The organism is Kurthia gibsonii, from assembly GCF_006539985.1.
Lineage (GTDB): Bacteria > Bacillota > Bacilli > Bacillales_A > Planococcaceae > Kurthia > Kurthia gibsonii.
Genome location: NZ_BJOB01000006.1, coordinates 1 through 18,464, shown reverse-complemented (window position 1 = coordinate 18,464; position 18,464 = coordinate 1). Strand labels below are relative to the sequence as shown.

Below are 18,464 nucleotides of genomic sequence, written 5' to 3'. Positions count from 1 at the left end.
GGTGTCCATCATGGGAAAGAAAACTGGTTTTATGGAATATGAGAGACAAAAAGGGAATGAAGTTGCACCTAAAAAACGTGTGACGAATTTTGATGAATATACACGTCGATTCGAAGATGATGTTTTATCAATTCAGGGCGCGCGTTGTATGGATTGTGGTACACCTTTTTGTCATATGGGCATAGAGATTCGAGGAATGGCAGCAGGTTGTCCGATTCATAATTTAATGCCTGAATGGAATGATTTAGTTTACAAAGGCCAGTGGAAAGAAGCGTTAGAAAGATTACAATTAACAAATAACTTCCCAGAATTCACAGGTAGAGTCTGTCCGGCGCCATGTGAAGGGGCATGTACGGTAGCAATTCATGATCCGGCAGTGGCAATTAAAAATATTGAGCGAGCAATTATTGATCGTGGTTTTGAAGAAGGATGGGTAAAACCACGTATTCCAAATGCTAGAACAGGTTATCGTGTAGCGATTGTTGGTTCAGGTCCAGCAGGTCTAGCAGCAGCAGACCAACTTAATCAGAAGGGGCATGAAGTGACGGTATTTGAACGAGACGACCGTGCAGGTGGCTTATTAATGTATGGTATTCCAAATATGAAGTTAGATAAATCTGTCGTTCAAAGGCGCGTGGATTTACTTGAAGCAGAAGGAATTCATTTTCAATTGAATACAGAAATCGGACGTGATATTACAAAGTCACAGTTGCAAAAAGAGTACGACGCAATCATTCTCTGTGTAGGTGCAACAGTCGCACGTTCACTTCATTTAGAAGGTAGCGAATCAACAGGTGTTATTCGAGCAATGGACTATTTGACGAAGACAACAAAAAGTGTACTAGCAAATCAACCAGCACCAATTGATGTAAAAGGGAAAGATGTCATTGTTATTGGCGGAGGTGACACTGGAGCGGATTGTGTGGCAACAGCTCTTCGACAAGGAGCAAAATCAGTACATCAATTTGGGAAGCATCCGCAACTACCGATGACACGCTCAGAAGACCAACCATGGCCTGTAGATCCGAGTGTATATAAACTAGACTATGCGTATGAGGAGGCAGTTGAAAAATTCGGACAAGATCCTCGTGAATACTGCATTCAAACGAAAAAGATGGTGGCGCATCCTGATGGTCGATTAAAAGAACTGCATACAATCCAAATGGAAAAGGTAATCAATGAAGAAGGATATGTCTACTTTAATGAGCTAGAAGGGACAGAAAAAGTATGGCCTGCAGATTATGTATTTGTGGCGATTGGCTTTGAGGGAATTGAAGAAGAACTCGGTGAACATTTCAATGTACGTGTTTTAAACAATCGAATTTACGCAACTAAAAAATATGAAACAAGTGAAGAAGGCATCTTTACAGCTGGAGATGCAAGACGAGGACCGAGCCTAATTGTTTGGGCGATTCGCGAAGGACGGGAGGTAGCCGATGTCGTACATGGATTTTTGAAGAAGCGCCTAGCAATCGCAGTTAGATAATTTTTTCCAAAAGACTAAGTGAGAATTTTCTCATTTGGTCTTTTTTTTTCTTTAAAAGTTGTTATTATTAGATGAGAGTTCATTGAGTAGCCACAATTTAATCAGTTATCACTATTTCAGAAGTGAAAACAATTCTCAATTAGATTTCTTTATTGAAAATGAGAATGGAAATGTTAGAAATCCTCGGAAATAGAATAAAGTAAAGACTTTTTAAGGATTTCATAGTGAAATGATAATGAGTATCAAATGAGTTGCTAATGGCTTTTATTTGCGTTAAAATTAGAATGATAATAATTTAGGAATGGGAAACCAACCTAATAATTCAATGGAGGTAATGGAATGTCAACTTTAGTAATTAAAGATCTACATGTCTCAATCGAAGACAAAGAGATTTTAAAAGGTGTGAACTTAACACTAAATACAAACGAAATCCATGCAATTATGGGACCAAATGGTACGGGTAAATCAACACTTGCTTCTGCAATCATGGGTCACCCAAAATACGAAGTAACTTCTGGTTCAATTACACTAGATGGTGAAGATGTATTAGAGATGGAAGTAGATGAGCGTGCACGAGCTGGTTTATTCCTAGCTATGCAATATCCTTCAGAAATCGCAGGCGTAACAAATGCCGACTTCTTACGTTCAGCAATCAATGCACGTCGTGAAGAAGGCGATGAAATCTCAATCATGAAATTCATCCGTGAATTAGATAAAAAGATGGAATTCTTAGAAATGCCAGAAGAAATGAGCCAACGTTACCTAAACGAAGGTTTCTCTGGTGGGGAAAAGAAACGTAACGAAATTCTTCAGTTAATGATGATTAAACCAAAATTCGCAGTTCTTGATGAAATCGACTCTGGTTTAGACATCGATGCATTAAAAGTTGTATCAAAAGGTATTAATGAAATGCGCGGTGAAGGCTTCGGTTGCTTAATGATTACGCACTACCAACGTCTATTAAACTACATCACACCAGATCACGTACACGTAATGATGCAAGGTAAAGTAGTAAAATCAGGCGGTTCTGAACTAGCACAACGTTTAGAAGCTGAAGGTTATGACTGGATTAAACAAGAATTAGGTATTGAAGACACAGACGCAGTAACTGAAGAAGCATAAGAAGGAGGACGAGCAAGCCATGACTGTGGAAACAAAATTAGCGGTAAGCGCTCAAGACGTACGCTCATTCTCTGAAGCACATAATGAACCTAAGTGGTTAACGGAGCTTCGTGAACGTGCACTTGAAAAAGTAGAAACATTAGAAATGGTTAAGCCTGACAAAACAAATGTAGATTCTTGGAACTTCTTTGAATTCCCAGAACACAAGGTTGAAGGTAAAGCAATTTCTTCTTTAACAGAACTTCCAGCTGAAGTTCAAGCAATCGTTGATGAAAACCAACAAACACTTTACATCCAACACAACAATACACCTGCTTATTTACAAGTAGCAGATGAATTAAAAGAACAAGGTGTTATCGTAACGGATTTATTCACTGCCGTAAAAGAACACAGTGATTTAGTTCAAAAATACTTCATGACAGAAGCTGTAGAAGTAGATGAACATAAATTAACAGCGTTACATGCAGCACTTGTGAACGGTGGATTATTCGTATATGTACCAAAAGATGTACAAGTAAAAGAACCAATTCAAGCTGTATTCTTCACAGATGATGAAAATGTATCATTATTCAACCACGTATTACTTGTAGCAGATAACTTTGCAGAAGTAACATATGTTGAAAACTACATTTCAATTGGCGCAGCAAAAGGCCAAGTAAATATCGTAGAAGAAATCATCGTAAATGACGGCGCAAACGTAACATTCGGCGCAGTCGATACATTAGCAGAAGGATTCACTTCATACATCAACCGTCGCGGCGAAACAAAACGCGATGCATCATTAGATTGGGCATTAGGTTTAATGAATGATGGCGATACAATCTCTGAGAATGTAACACATTTACGTGGTGATGGTTCACGTGCTGATGCAAAAACAGTTGTCATCGGTCGCGGTAAACAAAGCCAAAACTTCACAACAGAAGTTCGTAACTGGGGTAAATCTTCAGATGGTCAAATCTTAACACATGCAGTTATGAAAGATGCGGCACGCGCAATCTTCAACGGTATTGGTAAAATCGAACACGGCGCAACAAAAGCGAACGCTGAACAAGAATCACGCGTACTTATGCTTTCAGAAAACGCACGTGGGGATGCAAACCCAATCCTTTTAATCGAAGAAGATGACGTAACTGCAGGACACGCAGCGTCTGTAGGTCGCGTTGATCCACTTCAAATTTACTACTTAATGAGTCGTGGTATTACACGCGCAAACGCTGAGCGTCTAATTATTCATGGATTCCTTGAGCCTGTAGTAAGCCAATTACCAATTGAGGGTGTACGCAAACAATTGGTTGAGGTAATCGAAAGGAAAGTAAAATAATGATCAAAGACGACATTCGTAGCTATTTTCCAATTTTAAACCAAGAGATTAATGGGAACCCGCTAATCTATTTAGATAGTGCAGCAACTTCTCAAAAACCGATTCAAGTCATCGAATCTCTTAAAAAGTATTATGAATTTGATAACTCAAATGTACACCGTGGTGTGCATACACTTGGGAATCGTGCGACTGACGAATATGAAGGTGCTCGTGAGAAAGTCCGTCAATTCATTAACGCCAAGTCCACAGAGGAAATTATTTTCACACGTGGTACAACAACAGGTTTAAACATGGTTGCATCAAGCTATGGTCGTGCAAATGTTTCAGAAGGTGATGAAATTGTCATCACCTATATGGAACATCATTCTAACTTGATTCCATGGCAACAACTTGCGAAAGCAACAAAAGCCACATTGAAATATATTGAATTAGAAGCAGATGGCACTTTATCAATGGATGAAGTGAAAAAAGCGATTACTGATCGCACAAAAATCGTCGCAATCACAATGGCATCGAATGTACTTGGTACAATTAACGATGTAAAAGCTATTGCACAAGTTGCACATCAGCATGGTGCTGTAATGGTTGTTGACGGTGCGCAAGGTGTTCCACATATGAAAACAGACGTACAAGATTTAGACTGTGACTTCTTAGCCTTTTCAGGACATAAGATGTGTGGTCCAACAGGTATCGGTGTTTTATATGGTAAAAAAGAACATCTATTAAATATGGAACCTGTTGAATTCGGTGGCGAAATGATTAATTTCGTTGGCTTACAAGATTCAACATGGGCAGACCTTCCAGCGAAGTTTGAAGCAGGCACGCCAATTATTGCAGGTGCAATCGGTCTAGGTGCAGCGATTGACTTCTTAAACGAAATCGGCATGGACGAGATTATTGCGCATGAGCATAAACTAGCGAAATATGCATTCGAAAACTTATCAACTGTTGAAGGCCTAACCATTTATGGCCCACAAAATCCAGAAATTCGCACAGGACTTGTAACATTCAATATCGATGATGTACATCCACATGATTTAGCAACAGCGCTAGATAGTAATGGGATCGCTGTTCGTGCTGGACATCACTGTGCACAACCATTAATGAAATGGTTGAATTGTGTTGCAACAGCTCGTGCTAGCTTCTACCTATACAATGATGAAGCAGATATCGATGAATTAACAAAAGGTGTGCGATTTGCGAAGGAGTATTTTGCAAATGTCTAATTTAGATCAACTATACCGTAGCGTTATTATGGATCACTATAAAAAACCACGTAACAAGGGAACAATTGAAGGCTCAAACGTTTCAATTGATATGAATAACCCAACATGTGGTGACCGCATCCACTTAACTTTACAAGTAGAAGATGGAATTGTTTCAGACGCAAAATTCGAAGGTGAAGGCTGTTCAATCTCAATGTCATCTGCATCGATGATGACGCAAATGGTTAAAGGGAAAACAACAGAAGAAGCTGTCGAATTAGCACATGTATTTTCTGACATGATGTTAGGAAAAGAACATGATGAAGATTTAGACCTTGGTGATGTGGAAGCATTATCAGGTGTAGCACAATTCCCAGCACGTATTAAATGTGCAACACTTGCTTGGAAAGCGATGGAAAAAGGAATTAACGAAAATAAGTAAGACAAAACTAAGCGATGAACGGAGGAGAAATGATGGCTAAAAACATGCCAGAAATCGGTGATTACGAGTTTGGATTCCATGATAAAGATGTATCGATTTTCCGTACAGAACGTGGACTAACTCCAGCGATTGTTAAAGAAATTTCTCAGATGAAAAAAGAACCAGAATGGATGTTAGATTTCCGTCTAAAATCTTTAGAAATTTTTTATTCAAAACCAATGCCTCAATGGGGTGGCGACTTATCTGGTTTAGATTTCGATGAAATCACATACTACGTAAAACCATCTGAAGCAACGCAAAAATCTTGGGATGAAGTACCTGAAGAAATCAAAGCAACATTTGATAAATTAGGTATTCCAGAAGCAGAACAAAAATACCTTGCAGGTGTTTCTGCACAGTACGAATCAGAAGTTGTCTATCACAACATGAAGGAAGAACTAGAAGAGATGGGTGTAATCTTTAAAGATACAGACTCAGCTCTTAAAGAGAACGAAGATATCTTCAGAGAATACTTCGGTAAAGTCATTCCTCCAGCAGATAACAAATTCTCAGCACTTAACTCGGCTGTATGGTCTGGTGGTTCATTCATTTACGTACCAAAAGGCGTAAAATTAGATACACCATTACAAGCTTACTTCCGTATCAACTCTGAGAATATGGGACAATTCGAGCGTACATTAATCATCGTTGATGACGACGCTTCTGTACACTATGTAGAAGGTTGTACAGCACCAGTTTATACAACAAGTTCTCTACACTCAGCTGTAGTAGAAATTATTGTTAAAAAGAATGCTTACTGCCGTTATACAACAATCCAAAACTGGGCAAACAACGTGTACAACTTAGTAACAAAACGTACAGTTGTAGAAGAGCACGGTACAATGGAATGGGTTGATGGTAACATCGGTTCTAAATTAACAATGAAATACCCAGCTTGTATCCTTAAAGGAGAAGGCGCTCGTGGTATGACATTATCAATCGCGATTGCAGGTCGTGGTCAAAACCAAGACACAGGTGCGAAAATGATTCACTTAGCACCAAACACTTCTTCAACAATCGTATCAAAATCAATCTCAAAACACGGTGGTAACGTAACATACCGTGGACAAGTAAAATTCGGTAAAAAAGCAACAAATGCACGTGCAAATATCGAATGTGATACATTAATCATGGATAACGAATCAACTTCTGATACAATTCCATACAACGAAGTAATGAATGATCAAATCTCTTTAGAGCACGAAGCGAAAGTTTCAAAAGTATCTGAAGAACAATTATTCTATCTTATGAGCCGCGGTATTTCTGAGCAAGAAGCAACAGAAATGATCGTAATGGGCTTCATTGAGCCATTCACAAAAGAACTTCCAATGGAATACGCAGTAGAAATGAACCGCCTAATCAAATTTGAAATGGAAGGTTCAATCGGTTAATCCATTGAATACTAAAAAGCCTCCTGGTTTGGGAGGCTTTTTTTATAACTTAATTTCTTGTTATTTATAATAGTTTTTAGTAAACACCCATTATTTTTATTTGTTCTAACTCATATTCTAATAAATATTCGAGTGTTTTTCCATCAATTTGTGCTTGTTGTAAAAATTCTTTAATACTTTGAATAAAGTCTGTTAGCTCGACACAAGTATCGTCATATAAAACATCTAATAAAATAAATCCTTTTTGTTCATCCCAAGCAATAAAGAAAATTTTTCACCCATATGAAAATTCGATTTCTTTTTTTGCTAAAAGATATTGGATAAAATTTGCTTTTGTCATTCATTCCATCTCGCATTCTGCTTTCGCTTCACTATTAAATATCCTTAAAATGGATATATTACATTATAGTTGAAAGACGAACTTTCTGCTAGATAAGGTTCCTTAAAATGAATAAAAAGACATTTTAAAAATATTTTTTTATAGACAAATGGTATATTGCTTAAATTTAAAGTCGGGCAAAACTACATTATCTATATAAAAAGAATGTATAAAATATGAATTCAACGAAATGAATACGTAAATTTCTATTTATAACATAGAAATTTGCGTATTTTTTTCATTTTTTTAACAGGAATTGAAATTGACAATGATAATCATTATCGATAGAATGAAATGGAATTATAAAGGAGGAAACACATCATGTATATGGTTACAAATACGATTCAAGTTTTAGAAGGTTATGGAGATGCAATTTTAGAGCGTTTTAAAGTACGTCAAGGAATTGAAGAGATGCCAGGTTTTAAAGAATTAAAAGTTATGAAAAAGCTAAATATGAAAGGATATGAAGAGGTACTTGTACATACAGTTTGGGAAGATAAAAAAGCATTTGAAAATTGGTTTTCATCACGAGAATTTCACTTAGCACATCGAAAACCAGCTATGACACCAGATGGTCAAAAGATGGTTACAGGGAACTCGATTGATCATTATGAAGTGGTTGTAGAAAGCGATACATCAGAAGCTGTTGGTTATGTGGGCTAAATATATCTTTATTTTTTTATTGAGTAGTTTGTTTATGTTACCTGTGGGTGCAAAGGCGCAGACGCTCGAGAATGGAACATATAAAATACCGTATGAAGTAAAAAAAAGTGGAGAATCGAGCACATCTATTGCGAATGATTACTTTCAAAAACCCGCAATCCTCATTGTATCAAACCAAAAGATGTACCTTGAAATTACTATTTTAAAAAGTCATTGGACGAAAGAAGTCACGTTTGATGGAAACAAAGAAACACTTGTAAAAACAAATAAAGAAAAAGATATGCGAACAATTCAATTTCCATTGAAACAAATGAGTGGAAAACATAAAGGAACACTCGCTGTTTATATCAATGAAAAAGTGGATGGTGAAGATTTTTTATATGACAACCGCTATGAAATTGATTTTGTATTGGATGAAAATAAGTTAGCCAAACAATCCAATCATGTAAAAGAAATTAAAATAATCGAGAAGAAACAGACGAAAGAACAGCCAATGGGTTGGTGGGTTTATGTCATTAGTGCGATGGTGTTCTTCTTGATTGTTGCGATAGTAGGAAAACAAATAAGGGGGAGAAAAGAATGAAACCGATGAAATATTCAATTCTGTCATTAGCAGCTGCAACACTGTTAACTACATCGATGTTTTCAGTGAATACGACACCTGTAAAAGCGGCAGAAAGTAGTGTTGTAGAGCCGCAAATGCAAGTTCAGTACATGCCATTCCAAGTATATAAACATGCAGATTTACAAGAAACTTCAAGTATGGGACGTAGCATGGATTTAGTTTCAAAATTACAAGTGGAGAATGGTAAAACCTATGCATATGTCACGATTAAAAGTGCTTCTATTTGGAACTCATTTAAAACAGATGTCCATGGTGAGATGAAAGAAGTTGAAACCATCTCAACGAATGAAGTAGAAAATACACGACTTGTAAAATTCGAAGTACCTTCTACATCTCAGGCGATTCGAGCTGATATTGAGATTCAAGCAGGTCCTACGAAGATGCAACATACCACGTATCTACAATTCCAACAAGATGCAACATCTTTACGTTCTTTCCAAGTATGGAATGAGCAAAAAGATGCGATTTCTTCAGGTGTGACACGTTCAGTAGAAACACCAGCTCAAATTGTTCAAGTAGGTGATAAAACCTATGCTTATATTACCTTGAAATCAGCACAGTATTGGAAAGGGTTAAAATCACTTGTAGGCGATGTATTAACAGAAGCGACTGTTGTGGGAGAGAATGTAGCAGCGAATACACGCGTAGTACGAATCGAGATTCCTTCGTTAGATGAAGTTGTAAAAACAGAATCGCATATCCAAGCAGGTAATTACGACGCAACCTACACAACGTATTTTGATTTTAATCATGTCATTGAAAATGGGCAATTCCAGTTTGTAAAAGATCAAGCTTTCCAAGTATGGGATGAAGCGAAAGAAAAAGCATCGACAATGGCAAATTATATGGGTACTCCAGCTCGACTTGTCGAAAAAGATGGAAAACAATATGCAGAAGTGACATTGAAATCAGCATCAATTTGGAAAGAATTCCAAACAGAAGTAGCTGGTCAACTTGTAGATGTTACAACTGTAAAAGAAGACAAAGCAGCGGATACAAAAGTTGTACGTTTTGAAGTACCTTCAACTAATCAATTAATAAAAGCAAAAACGCATATTCAAATGGGTAATTACGAAGGAACTTACACGACATATTTTGATTTTAATCGCATAATCGACCCAACAGTTAAACCACCAGTTGTCGTTGATCCAAATAAAGTCATCAGCACAACTAAATACAATTATGTGTTAAAAAATAAGACAAAAAAAGCAACATCCAAAGCAAATGCATATATGACGAAACCAGTGAAAGTTGAAAAAACACAAGCAGGTAAATATTATGCGACAGTGACTTTAAAAAATGCAGCGATGTGGAAATCTGTCAAAGCAGAAGTGAACGGTAAAAAAGTAGCTGTAAAAACAATCGCTACAAATTCGAAAAAGAAAACACGTACTGTTCGTTTCCAAGTGAAGTCACCAACAGCTACAACAAAGCTACATTTCACATTACAGACAGCTTCTAAAAAATTAGCAGGTACTTATACGACGTATCTAGATGTCACATCAAAATACGTGAAGCCAGCAACAATTGTATCTACCGCAAACTACAATTATAAAATTTTGAAGTCGAATAAGAAAAGTACGTCTGCAACAGATGCTTACGTCACAAAACCGATGACGATTACGAAGATGAGTGACGGTAAATATTATGCAAAAATGACTGTTAAAAATGCAAACTGGTGGAAGTCGTTTAAAACAGAAGTGAATGGAAAGATGACATCTGTAAAAACAGTCTCAACGAACAAAACTAAAAATACACGTACGGTTCAATTTCCTATTGTATCACCTAAAAAGCTTGTCAAATCAACAGTTCATATTCAAGCAACAAAACCAAAATATGAAGGAACTTATACAAACTATATTCAAATTGGAAAAGTCATTCCTACGAAAAAAGTAGTTCAAGTTTCAAATAAAGCAAAAACAACGAAAAAATCATTTACAGTCTATAAAAATAAAACAAGTAAACGCTCTGTCATGGATCAATATGTTCAAAAACCTGCTACTATCCAAAAAGTTGGCAGTAAGACATACGTTAAAATGACTTTAAAAAATGCAAGTTGGTGGAAAAGCTTTAAAGTGAAACAAGGAAGTAAATATGTTTCTGCCAAAGTGGTCGCAAAAGGTAAAAATACACGTACAGTCCAATTCCCAGTAAGTAATATAAAAAAGGGAGCGTATGTAAAAGTACATGTAAAAATCCCTTCTATGAAATATGATCATCATTACACAACAAAGATTGTATTTAAATAGGTAGAAAATTGAGGAGGAAGCCGCATATTTGTTGCGGTTTTCTCTTTTTATAAAGGAGGTTCTAACATGAAAAAAGTCGTCCTATGCGTCACAATCTGTCTATTATTTTTAGTAGGATGTGGAAAACAAGAACAACCAACGAAAAAAGAAGGAGAACGGATTATTGCAACAACGGTTGCTCTAACAGAAACAGCTGCTAAGCTTAATTTAGATTTAGTGGGTGTACCGAATACAGAAAAGGTATTGCCAAAAAAATATGCGAAAGTTCAGGCGATTGGGCAAGCGAAGCAGCCCAATTTAGAAATAGTGCGTAGTCTACAGCCAACACATCTTTTAAGTGTTACAAGTATTAAACCAGAGATGGAAAAAGCGTTAAAGGGTAGTGGTGTATCCGCTACTTACTATAATTATAATTCCATTCAGGGCATGCAAAAAGCGATTACAGAGCTAGGTGAACAGTTTCATCGTAAAAAAGAAGCGGAGCAGTTGAATGCAGTGTATGACAAACAAATCGCTACCATTCAAAAGAAAATCAAACAGAAGAAAAAGCCGAAAGTATTAATTTTATTAGGTGTACCAGGAAGTTATCTCATTTCAACAGAAAAATCATTTTTAGGTAATTTAGTTGAATTGGCAGGGGGCGAAAATGTCATTCAAGCGACAAAATCAGATGAGGAGTTTATTGCATCAAATACAGAGACGTTATATAAAATGCAGCCAGATGTTATTTTACGTGCTTCACATGGCTTTTCAAAACAAGTCAAAACGATGTTTGATGAAGAATTCAAAACAAATACCGTATGGCGTAATTTTAAAGCAACACAAGAAGGGCGCGTCTATGACTTAGATGAAAATCTTTTTGGGATTACAGCGAATGTTAATGCAGATGAAGCCCTTCAAACATTGTATGAACTATTGTATGAGGAGAAAAAATCATGAAGAAAATCATTTGGATGTATAGCGGAATGTTAATCGTACTCATTGTTATTTTGTATCTGTCGCTTACGTTAGGCAGTATTCCCATGACAATTAGTGACTTCGTCAAGGGGATATTTGGCCAACGTGACGGACAAATCGGTGTCATATTTGATTTACGCTTACCACGTGTACTGATTGCATTATTCGCAGGTGCTGCACTGGGGCTAGCGGGGGCACTCTTACAAGCGGCAATTAAAAATCCACTCGCAGATCCGGGAATTATCGGTATTACGACGGCTGCGATGCTTGGAAATATTGTCGTTATTAATTTTCTGCCGCATCTATTCTTTTATGCACCAATTTTTGCTTTTGCAGGTGGAATTATCGCCTTCCTCATCCTATATATTGTGACGAAAAAATATCAGATGTCACCGATTTATGTATTGTTAGTTGGGATTGCATTAAATGCGATATTTACAGCCATTATTAAAGTATCAGGCGTGACTGCGATTCATTTTACGGAAAGTACAGGACTAAGTATGAAAACGTGGGATGATGCGAATGGATTAATGCTATTTAGTGGTGTTGGAATTATCATAGCACTTTTTGTAGGGGGTTGGTGTAATGTACTTGGGTTGAGCGAGAAAACGATTCGAAGTATCGGCTTCCCACTGATGCGTGTTAGATGGGTGGTTCTATTTATATCAATTTATTTAGCGAGTGTCGCAACAGCCATTGTTGGTTCAATTGCTTTTATCGGTTTATTAGTACCGCACATATCTCGCTTATTAGTAGGTTCAGATTATCGTTTTTTATTGCCATTTTCAGCACTCTTTGGCGCAGCACTTTTACTTGTAGCCGACACGATCGGTAGAACGATTATTCCGCCATATGAGATCACAGCTTCGGTTATTATGGCGTTAATCGGTGGTCCGTTCTTAATCTTATTAATTCGAAAGTTTGGTGCAATTTATGGACATTAAACAACTTACTTTTTCATATAATCAAAAAATTCCTTTTTTAGCGATTGACCAGCTAATGATTCCGAAAGGAAAGGTGACAGCGATTATCGGACCGAATGGTAGTGGGAAATCGACATTGTTACATTTATTAGCAGGACTTTTAAAACCGACAAGTGGCGCACTTTTATTAGATGAGCAGTCGCTTTATACTTATACAGCAAAAGAACGAGCGAAAAAGCTCGCTGTTGTTCATCAGCAAAATGATGTACCGATGAATTATACAGTCCGTAAATTAGTGGAGATGGGGAGATATCCACATCGTAAAGGAATGATGCGATTTACGACAGAGGATGATCGAATTGTAGATGATGCTTTACGCGTAACGGACTTAATAGACCAACAACATCAGTTTGTGCATCAACTTTCAGGAGGGCAAAGACAGCGTGTGTGGATTGCACTTGCACTCGCACAGCAAAGTGAATATATTCTTTTAGATGAACCGACAACCTACTTAGACATGCATCATCAATTTGAAATTTTACATGTAATTGAAAAAATGAATCGAATGGAAAATCGTACGATTGTCATGGTACTACATGACTTAAATCAAGCGCTGCAATTTAGTGATGAAGTTATCGTTATGCAGGGGGGGGAAGTTGTTGCAAAAGGAAACACAGAAGAAATTTTGACAGAAACTTTGATTCAGCGCATATTTCGAATACATGTAAAGAGTATTCAAGATAGCAATTGTGAAAAACATTTCATTCATTTAAAAAAGAAGGTTTAAAATGAAATTGGGAGGGGTACTACTAATTATGCGTCTTTCTTATAGAATGATGGTCCCTCAGATAGAAAGAACATATGAGTCATTCATTGTGATGCACGCACAATATTTTCATTATGAAAGGATGAAGATTCTTAGATGTCGCCTATGCAGAATTCTGAAAAAGAAATTCTTGTATCGGATTTAGAACTTTCCGTCGATTACTACTCAACGATTTTAGGGATTCAAGGAGAAGGTTCGAAGTTTGTGGATGAAAAGAAAAAATTTATAATCCATTTAAAACAAGCAACGGATGTCACTGAAATACACCCAAAGAAGTTACAACCAGAATTATACGTATGTGTAGATACAGTCGAGGAACTTTATTCAATGTATTTAACATATCGAAATAACGGTGCTCTTTTTGCATTCAATCCACGTGATACATATGAAGAGGGTATACGTTTCAAAGAGTTTGCAATTCGGGATTTAGATGGCTACGTAATTGCTTTTAAGACAACCTTATCTAAAGAAAATCAAGCAGTCCACTAGAAGCATAGTGGCTGTTTTTTTAATGCAAATACCTTTATCATAGTAAGAAAGGATGTGAAGTGATGATTTATGTTGGATTAACAGGATGGGGAGATCACCCAGCAGCATATAGTAAAACAACGAAAGCAACAGATAAACTATACGATTATAGTGGACATTTCCCGATTGTTGAAGTGGATACATCGTTTTATGCGATTCCAAATGAAAAATCAATTCAAAAATGGCTGGATGATACGCCAACCACCTTTCGCTTCATATTAAAAGCGTATCAAGGAATGACAGGGCATCTACGTGAGAATTTACCATATGAAACAAAGGGTGAGATGTTCCAAGCTTTCCGAGAGGCAGCCGGAATTTTTCAGCGGGCAGGACGTTTAGCAGCTGTCCTTGTACAGTTCCCACCATGGTTTGATTGCCAGTTTAAAAATGTACAATATATACGATACGTGAAACAACAGTTAGCCGATTTTCCAATTGCGATTGAATTTCGAAATCGTACATGGTACGACAAACCGTATCGTGAAGGAACTTTTCAATTACTCAAATCATTACAACTAATTCATACAGTATGTGATGAACCGCAAGTTGGAGAAGGCAGTGTTCCACTTGTTGCACAGGCAACATCAAATAAGGCACTCGTGAGAATTCATGGACGAAACGCACACGGATGGCGTAATCCAGGGAACAATGAACAGTGGCGAAAAGTACGTTTTTTATATCATTATAATGAAAAAGAATTACAGGAATTAAAAACTGCCATTGAGACACTTCAAAGACAAGTGCAAGATGTGTATGTCGTTTTTAATAATAATTCAGATTATGATGCTTTTCCAAATGCGAAAACACTCGTTCATATGCTAGGCCTTTCTTACGATGGACTTGCGCCAAAACAGCTCGATTTATTTGGAGGAGATGACACATGACATACGCAATTATTTTATTTTTTTCACTTTGTTCAGGGATTATTGGTGCATTAGTTGGATTGGGTGGGGGCGTTATTCTTGTACCTGCATTGCTATACTTTGGTATTTCACAAGGAATGATTCCAGAGCTCACACCACAAAAAATTGTTGGCTTATCCGTCATTATGATGATTTTTATCGGCCTATCTTCAACTTTATCGTATATAAAGTCAGGTACGGTAGATTATAGATCCGGGTTCATTTTATTCGCGGGAAGTATTCCAGGTACATTCGTAGGTGCATGGATCAGTCAACAATTAGATTTACCATCATTTAACCTTTACTTTGGTCTATTATTGATTGTACTATCGCTCATTTTAATTTTTAAAAATCGACTTAAACCGATTGAATGGTTTAAAAATCATGGTATGCAAATAACAAAAATAGATTTAGATGGTAAAAGTTATACATACGGCTATCCAATTTGGTTTGCATTCGCGTTGACATTTGTAATTGGTATGATGTCAGGTATGTTTGGGATTGGCGGGGGATCGATGATTGTGCCAATGCTTGTCATTCTTTTTTTATTCCCACCACATATTGCAGTTGCCACATCGATGTTTTTAGTATTCTTAACATCACTTGTTAATTCAGCTTCACATATTTACTTTGGGCATGTTCCATGGCATTTAGTATTAGCTGTCATACCAGGAGCTTATATTGGTGCAAAAGTTGGTGCAGCTTGGAATAAAAGATTAGGATCAGATACAGTAATTTTTATTTTAAGAATGATGCTTCTGATTCTCGGAATTCGTTCAATTGTAGTAGGATTAATATAAAGAGTAAGCTTTTCACGAATACGAAGATAAGGAAGTGAATGAGATGACAACGATTCATATTTATCATACGAATGATATTCATAGTCATCTGAAAACATGGGCAAGGACGCGCGAATATTTACAAACACAGCGTCGAATACACGAACAACAAGGAGAAGCTTGTTTTATTTTTGATTTAGGAGATTTTATTGATCGAGCGGACCTTTATACAGAAGCAACGCTTGGACGAGAGAATGTTCACTTGTTAGATGAAGCTGGCTATGATGCTGTGACAATTGGTAATAACGAAGGCATTACCTTATCCAAAGAGGCTTTAGCAGCGCTTTACGAACAGACAGAATTTGATGTGATTTTATCGAATTTAAAAGAACAAGATGATACCCAGCCTGTATGGGCATCCCCTTATAAAATCTATACAACGCACGACAAGATAAAAATTGGGGTAATTGGTGCAACAGCTCCTTTTTATGATTATTATGGTCCATTAGGTTGGAAAGTCACAAATCCTATAAAAAATTTGCAAAAAACTGCTAAAGAAATCAGTGAAAGGACCGATATTGTAATATGTCTATCTCATTTAGGTCTAAATTCTGATGAAATATTAGCTGGTAAGATTCCAAATATTGATTTAATTATTGGTTCACATACCCATCATGTATTAAAACATGGCAAGAAAGTAGAACAAGCTTTGTTAACAGGAGGTGGGAAATTTGGACAGTATATTGGTTATTCTGTTATTAAATATAGTACAGAAAACCATAAAATCGAAAAAATTGAAACAGAGTTAATCGAGACAAGTCAATTACCACATGTTGAGGGAGAGACACGTGAATTCGAAGCGCTTCATAATTGGGGAAAAGAACAATTAAGTGTAGAAGTATTTCATGCTTCTCGCTATTATAATTTAGAATGGCAACATGATAGTCATTTAGCACGGTTCTTTGCAGAGGCATTGATGGATTATGCAAAGGCAGACTGTGTATTTTTTAATGCAGGAATTTTTTTAACACCGCTTAAAAGAGGTCCTGTTACTGCATATGATTTACATCGAATGCTACCCCATCCTATTAATGCTTGTAAGATTGAGATGACGGGCGCACAATTGAAGGCGTGTTTACAAAAAATAAATGAGCAAAATGCAGAATGGTCTCGAATGGAGTTAAAAGGATTGGGCTTCAGGGGGCGCATTTTAGGTAAGATGTTAAAGTATCACTGTGAGCTAAAAAAGGATGAACTTTATGTACATGGTATAAAAAAGCAAGATGATGCGCGTATTCAAGTAGTGACACTCGATATGTTTACATTTGGTTGGTTTTTCCCAGAATTAAAGGATATGAAAAAAACATATTTACTCCCACATTTTTTACGCGATATTTTAGCGATATATGGTTACAAATATTTTGGAAAATAGGCTAATTTCCATTCTTATATTTGTCATATATGTTATATAATAAAATCAAATCAAATAAGAGACTAAACAGCAAATGGGGATTAAGAATGAGGCTAATTTCAACGAAATTGCTTAAGCCAGGTATGGTCATTGGACGCACAATTTGGAATGATTCCGGAAGACCACTTTTGCAAGATGGTGTACAGATTACGGATCATATTATTGGGCGCTTAGTACAGCTTAATATTCACTATGTGTATATTGAAGATATTATTTCAAAAGACATTGATGTCCAAGAAACTATACCATTACAAGTAAGACATAAAGCTATTCAACAAATACAAGACTCTTTTAATAGCATTAAACGTGCAACAAGAGAAAAAAACATCACGTATTGTCTAGATGAAAATTCGAAGCAATTTGTGTCGATTATTAATGATTTAATGGACTATATTTTCGAGAGTAAAGAGATTGTAACAGTATTAAGCGATGCATTCATTTATGATGAATATATTTATCAACATTCGTTACAGGTGACCATTTATTCTATCTCTATTGCACGCGAATTAGGATATAATGCAGAAGAAATTCGTCAAATCGGTATTGGCGCGATGCTCCATGATGTTGGAAAAATGCTCATTCCATTTGAGATTTTAAACAAGCCAGGTCGCTTAACGTCAGAAGAGTTCGATACAATGAAGTTGCATGCACGTTATGGTTTTGATTTATTACGTAATCTACATACGATTTCATTACTTTCAGCACACTGTGCATTCCAACACCATGAGCGTTTAGATGGTAGTGGTTATCCACGTGGATTGGTCGATTTTGAAATTCATCCCTATGCCAAAATCATAGCGGTTGCAGACGTATTCGATGCAGTGACGTCGAATCGTGTCTATCGTAATAAGATGCTCCCTTCACAAGGTATGGAAATTATTAAAGAAGGCATGGGTACATTGTATGATGAGCGTGTTGTTCGTGCTTTTGAAAAAGTCATTGCGATTTATACAAATGGTTCGGTTGTTTTGTTATCAGACGGTCGTCGAGGAATCGTGTATAAACAAAATCATGCACAACCGAATAAACCAGGTCTACGTATTTTTGAAGAAGATAATCAATTATTAAAAGCTACATATGAATATCAATTAGAAGATGATGTTGAGATTGTAAAAGTCGAATTAGATTATGTTTTAAGTGAATAATAGAAAAGAGG

At 36.6% G+C, this 18,464-nt stretch carries 17 protein-coding genes; all 17 read left to right on the top strand.

What is annotated here, in order from left to right; genetic code table 11:
• The first annotated feature begins 10 nt into the window (after nucleotides 1-10).
• The 17 genes from KGI01_RS02990 to KGI01_RS02910 all read left to right on the top strand — a co-directional run bounded on the left by KGI01_RS02990 (nucleotide 11) and on the right by KGI01_RS02910 (nucleotide 18,453).
• Nucleotides 11-1,486, top strand: coding sequence for a glutamate synthase subunit beta (locus KGI01_RS02990; RefSeq protein ID WP_141273144.1), 1,476 nt, complete (start codon nucleotides 11-13; stop codon nucleotides 1,484-1,486).
• A gap of 339 nt (nucleotides 1,487-1,825) precedes the next feature.
• Nucleotides 1,826-2,608, top strand: a complete 783-nt coding sequence (sufC, locus tag KGI01_RS02985) for a Fe-S cluster assembly ATPase SufC (protein WP_141273142.1) — start codon at nucleotides 1,826-1,828, stop codon at nucleotides 2,606-2,608.
• A gap of 19 nt (nucleotides 2,609-2,627) precedes the next feature.
• Nucleotides 2,628-3,929, top strand: a complete 1,302-nt coding sequence (gene sufD, locus KGI01_RS02980; protein WP_068451435.1) for a Fe-S cluster assembly protein SufD — start codon at nucleotides 2,628-2,630, stop codon at nucleotides 3,927-3,929.
• Nucleotides 3,929-5,155 (top strand): cysteine desulfurase, encoded by a 1,227-nt coding sequence (locus KGI01_RS02975; protein WP_087680028.1) that lies wholly within the window; start codon nucleotides 3,929-3,931, stop codon nucleotides 5,153-5,155. The genes sufD and KGI01_RS02975 overlap by 1 nt, the downstream gene beginning before the upstream one ends.
• Entirely contained in the window at nucleotides 5,148-5,576 is a 429-nt protein-coding gene (gene sufU, locus KGI01_RS02970) for a Fe-S cluster assembly sulfur transfer protein SufU (protein WP_087680029.1), read from the top strand. Before KGI01_RS02975 ends, sufU begins: the two co-directional genes overlap by 8 nt.
• A 32-nt stretch (nucleotides 5,577-5,608) precedes the next feature.
• Nucleotides 5,609-7,006, top strand: a complete 1,398-nt coding sequence (gene sufB / locus KGI01_RS02965; RefSeq protein WP_141273140.1) for a Fe-S cluster assembly protein SufB — start codon at nucleotides 5,609-5,611, stop codon at nucleotides 7,004-7,006.
• Between the two features lie 700 nt (nucleotides 7,007-7,706).
• Nucleotides 7,707-8,048 (top strand): antibiotic biosynthesis monooxygenase, encoded by a 342-nt coding sequence (locus KGI01_RS02960; protein ID WP_141273137.1) that lies wholly within the window; start codon nucleotides 7,707-7,709, stop codon nucleotides 8,046-8,048.
• A 34-nt stretch (nucleotides 8,049-8,082) separates the two neighbouring features.
• A complete protein-coding gene (locus tag KGI01_RS02955; protein WP_170214707.1) occupies nucleotides 8,083-8,631 on the top strand; it encodes an NEAT domain-containing protein in 549 nt (182 codons plus the stop codon).
• The gene (locus KGI01_RS02950; RefSeq protein ID WP_141273133.1) at nucleotides 8,628-10,922 is read left to right on the top strand and encodes an NEAT domain-containing protein; all 2,295 of its coding nucleotides are present in this window, start codon (nucleotides 8,628-8,630) and stop codon (nucleotides 10,920-10,922) included. The genes KGI01_RS02955 and KGI01_RS02950 overlap by 4 nt, the downstream gene beginning before the upstream one ends.
• Nucleotides 10,923-10,988: 66 nt before the next feature.
• Nucleotides 10,989-11,861 carry a heme ABC transporter substrate-binding protein IsdE gene (gene isdE / locus KGI01_RS02945; protein ID WP_141273131.1) on the top strand — a complete coding sequence of 291 codons (873 nt, stop codon included), beginning with the start codon at nucleotides 10,989-10,991 and terminating at the stop codon, nucleotides 11,859-11,861.
• A complete protein-coding gene (locus tag KGI01_RS02940; protein WP_141273129.1) occupies nucleotides 11,858-12,823 on the top strand; it encodes a FecCD family ABC transporter permease in 966 nt (321 codons plus the stop codon). The genes isdE and KGI01_RS02940 overlap by 4 nt, the downstream gene beginning before the upstream one ends.
• On the top strand, nucleotides 12,813-13,589 hold the full coding sequence (locus tag KGI01_RS02935; protein ID WP_141273126.1) for an ABC transporter ATP-binding protein: 777 nt from the start codon (nucleotides 12,813-12,815) through the stop codon (nucleotides 13,587-13,589). The genes KGI01_RS02940 and KGI01_RS02935 overlap by 11 nt, the downstream gene beginning before the upstream one ends.
• Nucleotides 13,590-13,724: 135 nt before the next feature.
• Nucleotides 13,725-14,117: a VOC family protein gene (locus tag KGI01_RS02930; protein ID WP_141273124.1), complete on the top strand. Its 393-nt coding sequence runs from the start codon at nucleotides 13,725-13,727 to the stop codon at nucleotides 14,115-14,117.
• Nucleotides 14,118-14,179: 62 nt separating this feature from the next.
• Nucleotides 14,180-15,040, top strand: coding sequence for a DUF72 domain-containing protein (locus KGI01_RS02925; RefSeq protein WP_141273122.1), 861 nt, complete (start codon nucleotides 14,180-14,182; stop codon nucleotides 15,038-15,040).
• The gene (locus tag KGI01_RS02920) at nucleotides 15,037-15,858 is read left to right on the top strand and encodes a sulfite exporter TauE/SafE family protein (protein WP_141273120.1); all 822 of its coding nucleotides are present in this window, start codon (nucleotides 15,037-15,039) and stop codon (nucleotides 15,856-15,858) included. The genes KGI01_RS02925 and KGI01_RS02920 overlap by 4 nt, the downstream gene beginning before the upstream one ends.
• Before the next feature lie 43 nt (nucleotides 15,859-15,901).
• Nucleotides 15,902-17,269, top strand: coding sequence for a bifunctional metallophosphatase/5'-nucleotidase (locus KGI01_RS02915; protein WP_141273118.1), 1,368 nt, complete (start codon nucleotides 15,902-15,904; stop codon nucleotides 17,267-17,269).
• A gap of 86 nt (nucleotides 17,270-17,355) precedes the next feature.
• Entirely contained in the window at nucleotides 17,356-18,453 is a 1,098-nt protein-coding gene (locus KGI01_RS02910; RefSeq protein ID WP_141273116.1) for an HD-GYP domain-containing protein, read from the top strand.
• Nucleotides 18,454-18,464: the final 11 nt, after the last annotated feature.

Excerpts from the sequence above, each read along its gene's own strand:
- KGI01_RS02940 (WP_141273129.1), top strand. The coding sequence starts at position 11,858 with ATGAAGAAAATCATTTGGATGTATAGCGGAATGTTAATCGTACTCATT.
- KGI01_RS02925 (WP_141273122.1), top strand. The coding sequence starts at position 14,180 with ATGATTTATGTTGGATTAACAGGATGGGGAGATCACCCAGCAGCATAT.
- KGI01_RS02960 (WP_141273137.1), top strand. The coding sequence starts at position 7,707 with ATGTATATGGTTACAAATACGATTCAAGTTTTAGAAGGTTATGGAGAT.
- KGI01_RS02935 (WP_141273126.1), top strand. The coding sequence starts at position 12,813 with ATGGACATTAAACAACTTACTTTTTCATATAATCAAAAAATTCCTTTT.
- KGI01_RS02975 (WP_087680028.1), top strand. The coding sequence starts at position 3,929 with ATGATCAAAGACGACATTCGTAGCTATTTTCCAATTTTAAACCAAGAG.
- KGI01_RS02990 (WP_141273144.1), top strand. The coding sequence starts at position 11 with ATGGGAAAGAAAACTGGTTTTATGGAATATGAGAGACAAAAAGGGAAT.
- KGI01_RS02950 (WP_141273133.1), top strand. The coding sequence starts at position 8,628 with ATGAAACCGATGAAATATTCAATTCTGTCATTAGCAGCTGCAACACTG.
- sufB (WP_141273140.1), top strand. The coding sequence starts at position 5,609 with ATGGCTAAAAACATGCCAGAAATCGGTGATTACGAGTTTGGATTCCAT.
- sufD (WP_068451435.1), top strand. The coding sequence starts at position 2,628 with ATGACTGTGGAAACAAAATTAGCGGTAAGCGCTCAAGACGTACGCTCA.
- KGI01_RS02920 (WP_141273120.1), top strand. The coding sequence starts at position 15,037 with ATGACATACGCAATTATTTTATTTTTTTCACTTTGTTCAGGGATTATT.
- KGI01_RS02910 (WP_141273116.1), top strand. The coding sequence starts at position 17,356 with ATGAGGCTAATTTCAACGAAATTGCTTAAGCCAGGTATGGTCATTGGA.
- KGI01_RS02955 (WP_170214707.1), top strand. The coding sequence starts at position 8,083 with ATGTTACCTGTGGGTGCAAAGGCGCAGACGCTCGAGAATGGAACATAT.
- KGI01_RS02915 (WP_141273118.1), top strand. The coding sequence starts at position 15,902 with ATGACAACGATTCATATTTATCATACGAATGATATTCATAGTCATCTG.
- sufC (WP_141273142.1), top strand. The coding sequence starts at position 1,826 with ATGTCAACTTTAGTAATTAAAGATCTACATGTCTCAATCGAAGACAAA.
- isdE (WP_141273131.1), top strand. The coding sequence starts at position 10,989 with ATGAAAAAAGTCGTCCTATGCGTCACAATCTGTCTATTATTTTTAGTA.
- sufU (WP_087680029.1), top strand. The coding sequence starts at position 5,148 with ATGTCTAATTTAGATCAACTATACCGTAGCGTTATTATGGATCACTAT.
- KGI01_RS02930 (WP_141273124.1), top strand. The coding sequence starts at position 13,725 with ATGTCGCCTATGCAGAATTCTGAAAAAGAAATTCTTGTATCGGATTTA.